Origin of the sequence: Psychrobacter sp. P11G5 (genome assembly GCF_001593305.1) — a bacterium.
In the GTDB taxonomy this organism is placed as follows: domain Bacteria; phylum Pseudomonadota; class Gammaproteobacteria; order Pseudomonadales; family Moraxellaceae; genus Psychrobacter.
Window position 1 is genome coordinate 2,510,990 of record NZ_CP012533.1, and the last position, 14,518, is coordinate 2,525,507.

Consider the following 14,518-nt stretch of genomic DNA (forward strand, 5'->3'; position numbering starts at 1 on the left):
ATCTAAAATCTACTTTCAGTTATATATTATCACTCTTAAAAAGTGTGTAAACCTTAGATGATGAAAATCAATGTAGGGTGCGACCAGCGCACCGCTGAGACACGAATCTAAGCTCGGATTTATTTATAATTCAATGTCTAACTTGAGGTGCGGTTTAGCCTTGATTGCAGTGGTATCCTGCTGGTTTGGGTGAGTGCGGAAGCTAGGTTTTGGAGTGGCTATGCGCAGCAAGAGACACTACAAACCGTAGCCACCGCCTCATCCAGACTAGCAGATACAAGCGCAAAGCAGGAATAGCTCCAAAACTTACTTTAAAACCCAAAAAAGACCTCGCCACATTAAGTGATAAGGTCTTTTCAAGTAACTTACTTCTCAGTAGTACAAATATGACACTGCTATAAGGAAGATGAGCGCAAATTGTACCTGTCGTACATTAAGCGAGTCTGACACCGTAGCAGGTCACTATTTGGTCTATGACTTAAGAAGGATGTACCATATCAGCTGGCGTCACCCACTTATCAAACTGCGCTTCAGTTAACAGCTCCAACTCAACCGCAACTTGCTTCAACGTTTTGTTTTCTTTATAAGCAGTCTTGGCGATTTTCGCGGCGTTTTCATAACCAACATGACGATTCAATGCGGTAACTAGCATTAATGAATTGTGCAAGAAGTCATCGATTTTGTCTTTGACAGGCTCAATGCCAACGGCACAATTATCGTTGAAGCTATTGCACGCATCACCCAATAGTTGGATAGATTGCAATAAGTTAAAGGCAATCACTGGCTTATAAACGTTTAGCTCAAAGTTACCTGACGCGCCTGCCATGCTGATAGTGACGTCGTTACCCATGACTTGAGCAACAACCATGGTCATTGCTTCTGACTGGGTTGGGTTCACTTTACCCGGCATGATTGATGAGCCTGGCTCGTTCTCTGGAATCGTCAATTCGCCTAGACCACAACGAGGGCCTGAGGCCAACCAACGTACATCGTTAGCAATTTTGTTTAAGCTGCCCGCTAGCGTTTTTAGTGCGCCTGAAGCAAATACTTCGGCATCACGAGCCGCTAGCGCTTCAAATTTATTTGGTGAAGTAACAAATGGCAGACCAGTCAAGGTTGATAACTGCTCAGCTGCTTTTACCGCATAATCAGGATGGGCGTTTAGACCTGTACCAACCGCCGTACCGCCTAGTGGCAATTCATATAGACCTTGTAGCGCATTATCGATACGAGTCAATGAATGGTCAAGCTGGCTCACATAACCGCTGAATTCTTGGCCTAACGTCAAAGGCGTGGCGTCTTGTAAGTGGGTACGACCGATTTTTACGATGCTATCGAATTCTTTAGCTTTGGCATCTAGCGTATCGCGTAGTGCTTTTACTGCTGGGATAAGCAGGCTGTTGATTTGACGAGCAGCAGCCACACGAATCGCCGTTGGGAAGCTGTCATTGGTAGATTGAGCATGGTTGACATGGTCATTTGGATGAATTGGCGCGTAGCTACCGCGCTCAGAACCAGCGATTTCGTTGGCACGGTTGGCTAAAACTTCGTTCATGTTCATGTTGGACTGCGTACCAGAACCCGTCTGCCAAACCACTAATGGGAACTGATCCGTTAGACCGCCGTTGATGATTTCGTCAGCAGCTTGTACGATTAAATCGCGCTTATCGCCTTCGATACGCTCAAGGCTAGCATTGGTAATGGCAGCAGCTTTTTTCACTAATGCCATTGCTTCAATCATTGGACGTGGCAACGTCTCGCCACCGATTTTAAAGTTCTCACGGCTACGCTGAGTTTGCGCACCCCAATAAGCGTCAGCTGGGACTTCCACGTTGCCCATGGTATCTTTTTCGGTACGAGTTGCCTGATTCTGTGTCGACATAACTACCCTCTTTGATGGTTTGTTGTATAGCTGCTTCGAAAAAAGTGCAACACACGCTGCACATAAAGGAAAATACGATGTAAAGTGGCGTTATGATAGCATGACTAGGCCGTGTTGAATATTCACAAATAGGTATTGATACCGCCTAAAAGCACCAGCCATCATCAACTTAATACATTATAGGATAGTATATCTATGCATCCTGAGCTAAAGAACTCTAACTCTAATGAATCTAAAGTTAGCAATCCTCCTAGACGGCAATTTACCCGCCAGCGTCGCCAGTTGACAGATGGGGAGCGCAGACAATATGCGCGCATGGCAAGTTTGCACTTAATTAAGTTACAGCAGCGCTTGGCTCCGCGTGCGCGTATTGGCTTATATTATGATGGCTTTGGCGAGCTGCCCACTCAGCCACTATTAGATTGGTGTCAACGCTTAGGCTATTTACCTTATTTACCAGTGGTTGGTTCGCTCGGTCGTGATAATAAGGGAAACGTTGATAAACACCTGCGCTTTGTGCCTATTTATCAATCGAAACTGTTAAACATACCGACACGTATTCACAGCTTAGGTATGAAACAAAACCATCATCGTCGACTACTTTGGGCGCGAGAATTAGATGTAATTATCTGTCCGTTAGTAGCGGTTGATAAAAGCGGTAATCGTATGGGCATGGGTGGTGGCTTTTATGATACGACGCTTGGAAGAAGCTATCAGGCAGGGTTAAAGAAACCGTTGAAAATTGGCTGGTGCTATGATTTTCAGGTGGTAGAACATCTCGAACGTCAACCATGGGATGTGCCATTAGATGGCTTGATAACGCCAAGCGGTATAAGGTGGTTTTGATGAAAGACGATAAAAAACCTGATAAAAAAGAATCTAGCGCTGATAACGTGGATGAATATTTGCAAACGTTAGATAATAAAGAGGAAAAACGGGAGCAGATTTACTATAGTCAAGAGCAATCCTTTAACTCTGATGAGTTGGCAAGGGTAATTAATAAGAAACGCTTAAATGAGCTATTGGCGCAAAGTGATGACTTTTTGCGTGGCTTATCAGGTGAGATTGAAGATTTTGATGAGGATAGTTCTAAATAATACCTGACTCTTAACTTAGTATGAACTACCGTAGGCTGATGCTTTTAGACCTGAAAAGCGTTAAAAAATTGCACTGCAATTTTAGCTTTGCAAGGAAAATCCTTTAAATAGAATTTTCTCAATTACTTGACTTTAATAAGTATCATACAAGTTAAAAACTCAGCCTACATTAACTAACAACCAAACTAAAAAGGCGAATGATTATAAAATCACTCGCCTTTTTCATATCTACTATTATGGTTTAGATTATTGATTAAAGCACCATCGCGGCTATCCAACCAAATATCAATAATGGAATATTGTAATGTAAGAATGTCGGCACCACGCTGTCTTTGATATGGTCATGTTGCCCATCAATATTTAGACCAGAGGTTGGCCCCAATGTTGAATCTGACGCAGGAGAGCCCGCATCACCAAGCGCGCCAGCCGTACCAATAATTGCAACCGTCGCCAGTGGCGAAAAGCCTAGAGAAATACAGAGCGGCACATAAATCGCGGCAATAATTGGAATGGTTGAGAATGACGAGCCGATACCCATCGTGACCACCAAACCAATTCCAAGCATGACCAAAGCAGCAATGGCTTTATTACCTGCAAACAAGTTGGTCGCGCCATCGATGAGCGGTGCAATTTCACCCGTCGCTTTCATGACTTCTGCAAATCCCTGCGCGGTAATCATAATAAAGCCAATCATCGCCATGAGTTTAATACCGTCATTAAATACGGTGTCAGCTTCACGCCACTTGACCACGCCCGTTGCCATAAAGACGGCAAAGCCAAACATCGAGCCTAGCAACAGCGAATCCGTATAAAGCTGTACGACAAAGGCGGTGACAATTGCAGCTAGGGCGACAAGCGTTTTTAGCTTACTTTGAGATTGTGCACCAGCTGCGGTTTTGCTTAAAGAATCACCTTCAACAACTGCATCATGGGCTTCTTTATCTATCGCTACTTGTTTGTATTGGCGCGGCTTACGATAGCTGATAAATACTGCTGTCAGTAAACCAACTAGCATACCTAACGCTGGAATCGCCATGGCCTTAACCACAGAGATATTGGCGATATCAATGCCCGCTTCACCGACGTTTTTTAGCATGATTTGATTGAGATAAATATCACCAAAGCCATATGGGATAAACATGTAGGTAGTGACCAAACCAAAGGTCAACAGACAAGCGATCAAGCGTCTATCAATCTGCATACGGTTAAAGGCGAGCAACAATGGCGGCACAAGCAGTGGAATAAATGCGATATGAATGGGGATTAAGTTTTGACTAAAGCAACTCATGGTGATTAAGCCTGCGAACAGCATGTACTTAATCATGCCGCCAGTACCGCCAGCATCAATGCGCTTGATCACCGCCCCTGCCAATGATTGCGGCAACCCTGAGTGCGCAATCGCCACCGCAAAAGCACCAAGTAGCGCGTAAGACAGAGCGATTTGGGCCCCATTGCGAATACCTTCTTGAAAGGCCTCTAAGGTATCGGTGATACCGAGACCCGCTAGCAGCCCGCCCGCTAGTGCGCCAATTAATAAACTGAGCACCACGTGCACTCGCGAAAGTGACAGCCCTAGCATAATAACGACTGCCAGTAGTACCGCGTTGATGGTCATGTATTGCCCCTTTTGCTTGATGCTCTGGCCTAATTAAGACCTATTAATATCTTAAAACCTATGAATACTGCCCTGATGTCTAAAATGCTTTGATCCAAAAAGCACGGTTTCAGACGCGTGTCAGTTTACCTTATTTTTCCTATAAAGCCTACGCTCAGAACGGAGCAGATATTAGCCGGATTAAAAATAATCAAGTATTATTCTTTACCCTGTTGAGTAGTAAGGCCTTGCAATTTTTTATGGGGACACCATTTATCTAAACATGAACCACGAACTTGACTTTACAAGTCTGGTGAACGAGGAAAGATTATATGAGTAATAACGAACATAACATCGAAAAAGACGATCTTGCTCAAGACACCCTTGCACAAGATAATGTTGAACAAGACAATAACGATCTTGAAAACTCGTCTGCATCTATAGAAGATGCCAAGAAGGATGATCATTCAGACAATTATCTGCCGCTACTGGCGCTCAGAGACGTGGTGGTCTATCCGCACATGCAAATCGCCCTATTCGTCGGTCGTGCGCCATCCGTACAAGCGGTTGAGCTTGCACAAGCCGAATATGGTAATAAAGTATTGGTCGTTGCACAAAAAGACTCGCTGACCGAGGACATCGATCATGACAACTTGTACCAATATGGTACGGTTTGCCGCATCGTCAGCACCATGCCACATGATAGCGATGAGGATTGCATCAAAGTCCTTATCGAAGGTCAATATCGTGCGCGTGTCGATACGATTCAGGACCATGATAACGTCTTGATGGCAAGCTTTGAGCGTGCTGACCTCGACATGCAAATGGATGACAGTCAGCAGAAAAACACCATTCAAGCTTTAACCAGCTTGTTTGAAAGCTATGCTGATGCACGTCTACGTAATGCCCGTGAGCTCACTCGTGTGGCGAAACGCATTGATGACTTGCTTGAGTTGGTATATTTCATCTCAACTCGAGTTTCGATGGATCTTGATATCAAACAATCGTTTTTAGAAAATGACGATATCAAAACCCACATCAACACCTTGACTGAATATTTGGTCAAGCAAAGTGCCGAGCAGAATATCGAACAAGATATTCAAGATGCCGTCCGTCAACAGATGGAAGACAATCAGCGCGAGTATTTCTTAAATGAAAAAATGAAAGCCATCAAAAATGAGCTGTCTGATATGAATGACGGTGCGTTTGATGGTGACGACGATGTCGCTGAGCTTGAAAAACGCTTAGAAGATGCTGATTTGCCAGATGATGTGCGCAAAAAAGCAGAGCAAGAGTTTAAAAAGCTTAAAATGATGCCACCTGCATCGAGTGAATCATCAGTCGTACGTAACTATATTGAGTGGATTTTGGATACGCCGTGGAATGCGACGACTAAAGTTTCTATCAATTTAGAGAAAGCTAAGACCACTCTCGATGAAGACCACTATGGCTTGCAAGATGTTAAAGATCGCATCTTAGAATACCTCGCAGTCCAATCGCGAGTGAAAAAACTTCGTGGTCCGATTCTTTGTCTCGTCGGTCCTCCTGGTGTTGGTAAAACCTCATTGGGTGAGTCGATTGCACGTGCAACCGGTCGTAAGTTCGTCCGTATGGCACTTGGTGGCGTCCGTGATGAAGCCGAAATCCGTGGTCATCGCCGTACTTATATCGGTGCGATGCCGGGTAAGATCGTCCAGTCTTTAGCCAAAGTAGAGGTTAAAAACCCACTATTCTTGCTAGATGAAGTCGATAAAATGGCGCAAGACTTCCGTGGCGATCCAGCATCAGCGCTATTAGAAGTATTAGATCCGTCGCAGAATGACAAGTTCAACGACCATTATTTAGATATGGACTTAGACTTATCACAAGTGATGTTCATCTGTACGGCTAACAGCATGGATATCCCGCCTGCCCTTCTTGACCGGATGGAAGTCATCCGTCTACCGGGTTATACCGAAGAAGAAAAGGTCAATATCGCGAAAAAATATCTCGTACCAAAAGCCATCAAGCAAAATGGGCTTAAAGAAGGCGAGATTGAAATCGTAGAAGCGGCATTGCACAGCATCGTACGTAGCTATACGCGTGAAGCAGGTGTGCGGAACCTTGAGCGTGAAGTTAATAAAATCTGCCGTAAAGTCGTGCGCGGTTCAGTTGAAAGTCATGGCGCACGTGCTCCGAAAAAAGACGAGCGTGAGCTGGTCGTGGTCGATGACAAAAATATCGATGACTACTTAGGCGTCCATCAGTATGATTATGGTCTAGCAGAAGAAGAGCCTGAGATTGGTCGTATCACTGGCCTTGCATGGACACAAGTCGGTGGTGAGTTACTCACTATCGAAGCAGTCGCCATGAAAGGTAAAGGTGAGCTTAGCTTTACTGGCTCATTAGGTGATGTGATGAAAGAGTCTATTCGCGCAGCGATGAGCGTAGTACGTGCTCGTGGTGATAGCTTAGGTATTGACTACGAAACGGTCAAAACGACTGATATTCATGTGCATATGCCAGAGGGTGCGACACCAAAAGATGGTCCATCTGCAGGTGGTGCACTGACAACAGCCCTAGTATCTGCCTTGACTGGCATCGCTATTCGTCCGGATATTGCGATGACAGGTGAGATTACACTGCGCGGTAAAATCCTACGCATCGGTGGTCTCAAAGAGAAGCTACTAGCCGCGCATCGTGGTGGCATCAAGCATGTGTTGATTCCAGCAAGTAATGAGCGCGACTTGGCCGATATCCCTGATAACGTCAAAGAAGGCTTAACTATTCAGCCAGTGGCAACGATTGATGAGATATTAAAAGTTGCTTTGGTTAGTATGCCAACGCCGCTTAAGCCTACGAAAGTGACGGTTGATAAAACCTCAAGCAAAGCGCTGCACAATTAATCTAAATTATTAATAGTTAATAGATGCAAAAAGACCGTAATTGATATTACGGTCTTTTTTTATGTTCAATATTTTTGAAAACCTATTCAAGTTTCCCTTTTATTCATTGTGTTTATACATTACACCAATGATTGCAACCTATAGTCTGAATTTTTACTACTTAATCTATCTATTTTTCAAACCCATACGCTATTTACATTTATTAACTGATTGTTGCGCTTATGGTAAATAACTATGATGATTGTTTGTCTATACTAACTGTGATGTCTCTAAGTAGCACAGAGATGGCCTACACAAATTGTAGACTTAATCATAATTACAAGAGTTAAATAACTAAATAAAATGGAGAAACCAATGAAAAAGACGATGCTTGCAAGTGTTCTATTATGTGGTTCAGCGTTAGCAATGACTGGTTGCCAAACGGTACAAGATCAGCTAAAAACGGGGAATCCATTTAGCCAACCTGCTCTAAAATCAACGATTAAAACGGTTGATAGTAATAACAAAGAAGTCGGTCAAGTATTCTTACGTCCTGTTGATGGTGGCGTACAAGTTTATGGTAAGCTTATGAATATGACACCGGGCAAAACTGTGTCGCTACATATTCATGAGACTGGTAGTTGTGCTGATATGGGTAAAGCAGCAGGTGGTCACTTCAACCCTGATAACTTTCCACACTCTAACCCAGATGACATGAAAGGCCATGCAGGTGATCTACCTAATCTAACCGCCAATGCTGATGGTGTTGCTACTATTAACTATGTAAATAAGCAAATTTCTGCAGCTCAAACAGGCAAATACAGCGTCAACCGTTTAGCCTTTATCGTCCATGGCGGTGTTGATGATTATACTAGCCAACCAGCAGGTAATGCCGGTGACCGTATCGCTTGCGGTATCATTGAAAAGAACTAATAACGTTTAGCTTGAATATTATTACCAGCATAAAAAAACCTCTTAGAATGCTAAGAGGTTTTTTTATGCTTTAAAACGATACGATATCAAGAGTTAGATATATCGCTTAAAGGTAAAGCGGTAAAAGAAGGTTACTCCTCTACCCATTCGCCTTTGCGCCAGTACACACCCCAACGCGTGGCTTTACCGTTTTTCTCAGAGCCAATATATTGCTCTTTTTTCTTACGTGACCAGCGTAGGATAGTTGGATTACCATCAGGATCTTCATCCGGCCCTTCAAACAGATATTGGAACTTATCTTCCATTTTATCTTTGATTTCGCGTAGCTCAGCAAGCTTTGGCGCACGTGTCTCACGTACTTTCGGGAACTTAGACGCCGCTAAGAACATCCCAGCTGCCCCTTCACGCAGGATAAAATAATCCTCATGCTTGGTCGATTTTAGCTCAGGCAGATGAATAGGATCCATACGCGGCGGTGCTGCTTCGCCAGTTTTTAGCACTTTACGAGTGTTGTCACATTTTTGACAAGCAAAGTAAGGGCCAAAACGTCCGGTCTTTAGCTCCATTTGCCCCTCACACTTATTACAGTCAATGGTTGGTGCATCTGAGCCCGGCACTTCAAACTTACCTTCTTCTAGGATATAACCATCACAATCAGGGTTGTTACCGCAGATGTGTAGTTTGAGACCACCATCGACGATATAACCGTTCATGGCTGTACCGCATTTCGGACAACGCTTCTTCTCCATCAAATCTTTGACTTCAGCAGCGTCGTCGTCACCTTCAGCGTCGTCAAGGTTGGCAAAAGCTTCGACTGGCATTAAGTTCTTCGTGCCTTTACAGCGCTCTTTAGGTGGCAAGTTATAGCCAGTACAACCTAAGAATACACCTGTTGAGCCGGTACGAAGTTGCATTGGACGATCACAAATATCACAGTGTACGTCCGGCACATCGGTCGGATCATTAGGACGCATGCCGTCTTTATCTTTGGCATGTTCAAGCTTAAGCTTAAAATCACCGTAGAAATTATCGAGTACATCTTTCCAATCTTGTTCACCTTCTGCAACGTGATCGAGTTTGTCTTCTAGGGCAGCGGTAAAAGTATAATCCATCAAGTCTGGGAAGCTGGCTGTCAGTCTATCAGTTACGATATCACCCATTTTTTCGGCAAATAAACGCTTATTCTCAAGCTTTACATAACCACGATCTTGAATAGTTGAGATGATTGATGCATAAGTCGATGGACGACCGATACCTTTTTTCTCAAGCTCTTTAACTAAGCTTGCTTCAGTAAAGCGTGGAGCTGGCTTGGTAAAATGCTGACTTGGATCAAGCTTATCAAGGATAAGCTTATCGCCTTTTTTGACATCAGGTAACAAGGTATCGTCAGTCTTGGCTGGTGGCATCACTTTAGTATAGCCATCAAAAACCATGGTACGACCACGAGCTTTTAGCTCAACATCATCTGCACCAACAAATAGATTTACAGACAGATATTTTGCTGGCAGCATCTGACAGGCGACAAACTGACGCCAAATTAGCTCGTATAGACGTATTGCATCACGCTCAACGCCTTTCAGCTGAGTGGACTTCATATTGACGTTAGAAGGACGAATGGCCTCATGCGCTTCCTGTGCGCCTTGCTTATTACCGTAGAAGTTTGGCTTTTCTGGCACATACTTTGCGCCATAGCTATCTTCAATATAGCCACGCACAGCAGCGAGCGCATCACCAGATAAGAAAGTCGAGTCGGTACGCATATAAGTGATATGACCAGCTTCGTATAAGCGCTGTGCCAAAATCATAGTCTTTTTGACAGAGAACCCTAAACGTGTACTTGCCGCTTGCTGCAATGTCGAGGTGATAAACGGCGCACTTGGACGCGATTGCGTGGGCTTCTCTTCGCGCTCTTTAACGATAAAGTCGCTTGAATTAAGCACTTCTAATACTTTATCAGTCTGCTCTTTATTGACAAGCTTTAGCGTTTTGCCGCCTTGCTTGGTTGCTTCCAGGCGAATACCAATCTCTTCAGCGTCTTTTTTGCTAGTGGTAATATGCGTATCAGCATGAATCTGCCAATATTCTTCTGGAATAAAAGCGCGAATCTCATGCTCACGTTCGACCACTAAGCGCATGGCAACCGACTGTACACGACCTGCAGACAGACCGCGAGCAACCTTTTGCCACAGTAATGGCGATACCATAAAACCAACGACCCGATCCAAAAAGCGCCGCGCTTGTTGTGCATTGACGCGATCGATATCGAGTTTTGACGGCTGCTTAAAGGCATTTTGAATGGCAGATTTGGTAATCTCGTTAAAGACCACGCGCTCATACTTGCTATCTGCACCACCGATGACTTCTTTGAGATGCCAAGCGATTGCCTCCCCTTCTCTATCCATATCCGTTGCGAGATAGATTTTGTCAGCGTCTTTCGCTAAAGCCTTTAGCTCTTTGATAACTTTGGTCTTGTTTGGCAGTACTTCGTAGACTGCAGCCCAGTCGTGCTCTGGGTCTACGCCCATACGCCGTACCAGCGCTTGCTGTGCTTTTTCTTCTTTGCTCAGAGTTTCATCTTTTTTAGTGCTTGTCGCTTTCTTAGCGCTTTTACTTGCACCTACCGGCAAATCACGGACATGACCAATACTTGAGCGTACGATAAAGTCATCGCCAAGGTATTTATTAATTGTTTTAGCCTTGGCTGGTGATTCGACAATGACTAATGACTTGCCTTTCGGTTTGTCAGAAGCAGAAGCCGGACTTTTTTTAGTTGTAGTTTTTGCCATATGTGACGACACCGTAATAAGTAGATTAAAAGTAAGGTTAGATTCAGCAGCATGGCAATTTTGTTAGCTAATCATAATAGCTCAGCGATTTGTGGTAATAAAAGCTGCCAACAAAAACGGTTATCTAACAAACAATAACGATAAAACAAAAATATAGTTATAAAGACGTTACACTGCTAGGAGTGAAACTGTCAACTGCAAATGACTGAGAGTCTGCCAAAAGTGCTTGCATATTGCCTATTAATGGAGATTAAAAAATACTTTACTAGCTCTAAAGTTTTTTCTGCATTTCAAGCGACCATTTTTCAAGATTTTCTTTAAGCGCTAGCAAGTCTGCCTCAATCAATTTTTGCTGATAAGCAGGATTGGTTGATGGACGCACATAAGCGATGTCTTCCCAATAAATAATAATGCTATTGGCCTTGGTTAATAAACCTTTCACAAACGGCTCAATACTCACGGGTAAATCCAGTGGCACTTTATCCAAGCTAAAATTGGTTTTTTTGATAGCACTGCCATTATTAGTGTTGCTGTTATTAGTACGAATGGCACTTGGAATAGTAAGCTTAGTGCTATCTGTAGTCATATCGATAAAGCTACTATCTGGTCGCCATTGCCCGTCAATCACTTGATAGCGTGCATGTGGCAGTTGCGTATCTTCTAGCACTAAACAATACTGACCCATCATCCCGCGACCATATTCATTATCTTTGCCCTTGATCCAGTCAGGACAGGTAACAAGCTTTGGGTTGAGCTGCAGACGACGCGCAGTCATACGTAGCTTGTCCAAACGCTGGTCGATACCGCTGGGTTTGAGCGCCATCATACTCCCTAATACAAATAGTACAATGACAATTCCAATCCATAACCCCATGACCATCTTGCCTTATCGTTTAATTAACAAACACCTAATAACGGTGTAAGCATTACTTGTTGATTATTTTGAACTATTGAATACGCTATCGTTATTCTGCATTAGCAATATACTAAATGGCGACCATGTTGCCTGATAACGATACGATTGCAAAATACCATGTGCAGACTAATATCGCGACCTTGTGTTCAAAATTCAAGCACCAACGGTTACTCTATATAGATAAACCCGAGACAAACACTTCCATATCAGTAACTTAGCAATTGATAATAATTAAATCTAATAACAAGATATGAAAAGTCGCTGGCAGAAAAAATGCTATGATAAACCATAATTTTAAACGCGCGCAGGTTTATTATGGATTATCTTACTAAGCTAAACTCATCTACTACTTTTTTAGCGAGCAAAATTGCCGATAAGCTCACGAGTAAATTCAGTATCACTATATCGATGATAGGCGCCACACTAATCGCTTTATCAGGCTGTGCAACGACACAAAGTCTAACGCCGCAACAGTGTCAGACCAGTAATTGGCAAGAAGTCGGCTACGCAGACGGTATCCGTGGGCGCTCAGGTGCTTACTTTGGTCAATATACCAATCAGTGTGCAAGCGTCGGCGGAGCAATGCCCAATCGCATCCGATGGGAGCAAGGACGCCAGCAAGGCCTCAAAAACTACTGTACTGAACTTAATGCTTATAAGCTTGGCCGCGAAGGTTATGACTGGCAACCGGTCTGTCCACTCGAAGGCATTGAAAAGTTAGAAGAAGCCTACTCTCAAGGACGTTACTATTATATCCGCCAGCGTGATCTCGACTATCTACGTTCGCCTTACCCGTTTGGCTTTGGACCTGGGCGCTTTGGTTATGGCTATCGTCCATTTGGCTATGGTTGGTAAAGGCTGTGGTAGGCAACAGCTGATGTTAAGTTTTATTAAAGCTAAGAAACGATATAATCAATCCACTATAAAATAAATACAGTGTTACTGGGATAAATTTTGCGCAGCCTCTGTCAGCGTAGACACAGCAAGCAAGTAAAATTTATACCAGTGACACGTTATAATGTTTGTACTCTTTTTATTTAAGATTAACTATAAAATAAAGGAAACCTCGCAAGGTTGCCCAAGCGAGGCCGGAGGAAAAGTTTATTATTTTAATTGTTCTTCTTATTGTCTTGTTGATTTTTTTATTGATAAGTTTGCTGATTTTTTTAGTCAGCTTGTTGCTATAGGACTGTTATAAAAGTTATAGCATTTAGCCAATAATATTACTCGTTAACAAAGGCTATCTTGCTGAGTCCAGCTTCACTAGCGGCCGCCAACACTTGCGCCACGGTATCGTACTTGCCTTCTTTATCAGCACGCAGTTGCACGGAAGGATCTTTACCAGCTGCGCTTTGCTGTTGCAGTCGCGTTTCTAGCTCTTCCATACTGATTGGATCACTATCCCAAAATATTCCTGCGTCTTTATCAATACTGATCTGAATGGCTTCTGGCGGTGTTTCATTTAGCTCAGCACTAGTCTTTGGCAAGTCTAACGGCACCGTCGGATTTAACACCGTCGCTGTTAATAAAAATATAATCATCAATACCAGCATGATATCGATGAGTGGAATGAGGTTCATCTCACTCATACTTTGACTATCATCATCACCCAGTTGAAATGCCATAGTTCTTCTCAATATTTTTAATTATTCGCCATACATTTAAAACGTTGTCGATTATCTCTAGCTATCGTTCTTTTTTGCTGACAACGCTATCAATAAACACTCATTAAAGCTGTGATGGTGCTGAGCTACGATAAGGCTTTGCTTGCTGAGCTTCATTTATATCTGCGTCATGACCCTGCACTAGCTGCGTTTGCATAGTGGTAGATTGATTATCTATTGACAGTTGTTGTTTGGCTAATTTGGTAGATTGTGCCAGTAAGTCATGCGCTCTATCGTTGGCGTGATACATTACACGGCGATTGATACGCACCGCAAGGTTGTAAAACACTACCGCTGGAATAGCGACCGCAATACCAAGCCCTGTCATGATAAGCGCTTCACCAACCGGCCCTGCTACTTGTCCCAATCCCGCCTGCCCGCTCGTGCCGATGTTATGCAGCGCATGAAAAATCCCCCACACCGTCCCAAACAGTCCAATAAAGGGCGCAATCGCGGCAGTCGTGCCGAGGATTGGCAATCCGCGCTCACTGGCAAAGCGGTAGCGGCCTATATGCTTAAGTAACGTCTGCTCAGTGACCAGACGATGAGTGGCTGCATCATAATCTATTAAATCAGACTGTTTAGCAGCAATCTGCTGACTCAATTCATCAGCGACATTGTCGGCCAATTTGCGACTTTGTAGTACACGAATAATACCCGTTACCCAAGAGATGATAGATAAAGCGAATAGCAGAAAGAACAAGGTTCTGGTCACCATATCGCTATATTGCCAGTAGGTCGTAAAGTCCATGTCAGATTCCTTAGTTTTTTATGCAATAGCA

General features: G+C 43.5%; 11 protein-coding genes. 5 read left to right on the top strand and 6 right to left on the bottom strand.

Translation table 11 applies throughout. From position 1 onward, the window contains the following. Positions 1-478 precede the first annotated feature (478 nt). Positions 479-1,882 (bottom strand): class II fumarate hydratase, encoded by a 1,404-nt coding sequence (fumC, locus tag AK825_RS10115; RefSeq protein WP_068036909.1) that lies wholly within the window; start codon positions 1,880-1,882, stop codon positions 479-481. A gap of 195 nt (positions 1,883-2,077) precedes the next feature. Here fumC and AK825_RS10120 point away from each other — a divergent pair, with 195 nt between their 5' ends. Together AK825_RS10120 and AK825_RS10125 are read left to right on the top strand one after the other, a co-directional pair. Continuing rightward, positions 2,078-2,728 carry a 5-formyltetrahydrofolate cyclo-ligase gene (locus AK825_RS10120; protein ID WP_068036914.1) on the top strand — a complete coding sequence of 217 codons (651 nt, stop codon included), beginning with the start codon at positions 2,078-2,080 and terminating at the stop codon, positions 2,726-2,728. After that, positions 2,728-2,979: a hypothetical protein gene (locus AK825_RS10125; RefSeq protein WP_068036917.1), complete on the top strand. Its 252-nt coding sequence runs from the start codon at positions 2,728-2,730 to the stop codon at positions 2,977-2,979. Before AK825_RS10120 ends, AK825_RS10125 begins: the two co-directional genes overlap by 1 nt. A gap of 253 nt (positions 2,980-3,232) precedes the next feature. On the opposite strand, the gene AK825_RS10130 is transcribed toward AK825_RS10125, so the two are convergent. Continuing rightward, positions 3,233-4,594, bottom strand: coding sequence for a Na+/H+ antiporter NhaC family protein (locus AK825_RS10130; RefSeq protein ID WP_068036920.1), 1,362 nt, complete (start codon positions 4,592-4,594; stop codon positions 3,233-3,235). Between the two features lie 311 nt (positions 4,595-4,905). On the opposite strand from AK825_RS10130, the gene lon reads away from it, so the two are divergent. Both lon and AK825_RS10140 read left to right on the top strand, forming a co-directional pair. Beyond that, positions 4,906-7,458, top strand: coding sequence for an endopeptidase La (lon, locus tag AK825_RS10135; protein WP_227514054.1), 2,553 nt, complete (start codon positions 4,906-4,908; stop codon positions 7,456-7,458). A 354-nt stretch (positions 7,459-7,812) separates the two neighbouring features. Next, entirely contained in the window at positions 7,813-8,370 is a 558-nt protein-coding gene (locus AK825_RS10140; RefSeq protein ID WP_068036923.1) for a superoxide dismutase family protein, read from the top strand. A 131-nt stretch (positions 8,371-8,501) separates the two neighbouring features. Here AK825_RS10140 and topA read toward each other — a convergent pair whose 3' ends face one another. Beyond that, positions 8,502-11,156 (bottom strand): type I DNA topoisomerase, encoded by a 2,655-nt coding sequence (gene topA / locus AK825_RS10145; RefSeq protein WP_068036926.1) that lies wholly within the window; start codon positions 11,154-11,156, stop codon positions 8,502-8,504. Positions 11,157-11,427: 271 nt separating this feature from the next. Further along, positions 11,428-12,030, bottom strand: coding sequence for a hypothetical protein (locus tag AK825_RS10150; RefSeq protein WP_068036929.1), 603 nt, complete (start codon positions 12,028-12,030; stop codon positions 11,428-11,430). 357 nt (positions 12,031-12,387) lie between these two features. Between AK825_RS10150 and AK825_RS10155 the strand changes: the two genes are divergently transcribed. Next, on the top strand, positions 12,388-12,927 hold the full coding sequence (locus AK825_RS10155; RefSeq protein ID WP_068036932.1) for a DUF2799 domain-containing protein: 540 nt from the start codon (positions 12,388-12,390) through the stop codon (positions 12,925-12,927). A 368-nt stretch (positions 12,928-13,295) separates the two neighbouring features. Here AK825_RS10155 and AK825_RS10160 read toward each other — a convergent pair whose 3' ends face one another. Both AK825_RS10160 and AK825_RS10165 read right to left on the bottom strand, forming a co-directional pair. Beyond that, on the bottom strand, positions 13,296-13,697 hold the full coding sequence (locus AK825_RS10160; protein WP_068036934.1) for a biopolymer transporter ExbD: 402 nt from the start codon (positions 13,695-13,697) through the stop codon (positions 13,296-13,298). A gap of 103 nt (positions 13,698-13,800) precedes the next feature. After that, positions 13,801-14,487 carry a MotA/TolQ/ExbB proton channel family protein gene (locus AK825_RS10165; RefSeq protein WP_068036937.1) on the bottom strand — a complete coding sequence of 229 codons (687 nt, stop codon included), beginning with the start codon at positions 14,485-14,487 and terminating at the stop codon, positions 13,801-13,803. Between the last annotated feature and the right edge of the window lie 31 nt (positions 14,488-14,518).

Bases quoted from the DNA above. Each gene is read 5' to 3' on its own strand.
- fumC (WP_068036909.1), bottom strand. From the start codon at position 1,882: ATGTCGACACAGAATCAGGCAACTCGTACCGAAAAAGATACCATGGGC.
- AK825_RS10120 (WP_068036914.1), top strand. From the start codon at position 2,078: ATGCATCCTGAGCTAAAGAACTCTAACTCTAATGAATCTAAAGTTAGC.
- AK825_RS10125 (WP_068036917.1), top strand. From the start codon at position 2,728: ATGAAAGACGATAAAAAACCTGATAAAAAAGAATCTAGCGCTGATAAC.
- AK825_RS10130 (WP_068036920.1), bottom strand. From the start codon at position 4,594: ATGACCATCAACGCGGTACTACTGGCAGTCGTTATTATGCTAGGGCTG.
- lon (WP_227514054.1), top strand. From the start codon at position 4,906: ATGAGTAATAACGAACATAACATCGAAAAAGACGATCTTGCTCAAGAC.
- AK825_RS10140 (WP_068036923.1), top strand. From the start codon at position 7,813: ATGAAAAAGACGATGCTTGCAAGTGTTCTATTATGTGGTTCAGCGTTA.
- topA (WP_068036926.1), bottom strand. From the start codon at position 11,156: ATGGCAAAAACTACAACTAAAAAAAGTCCGGCTTCTGCTTCTGACAAA.
- AK825_RS10150 (WP_068036929.1), bottom strand. From the start codon at position 12,030: ATGGGGTTATGGATTGGAATTGTCATTGTACTATTTGTATTAGGGAGT.
- AK825_RS10155 (WP_068036932.1), top strand. From the start codon at position 12,388: ATGGATTATCTTACTAAGCTAAACTCATCTACTACTTTTTTAGCGAGC.
- AK825_RS10160 (WP_068036934.1), bottom strand. From the start codon at position 13,697: ATGGCATTTCAACTGGGTGATGATGATAGTCAAAGTATGAGTGAGATG.
- AK825_RS10165 (WP_068036937.1), bottom strand. From the start codon at position 14,487: ATGGACTTTACGACCTACTGGCAATATAGCGATATGGTGACCAGAACC.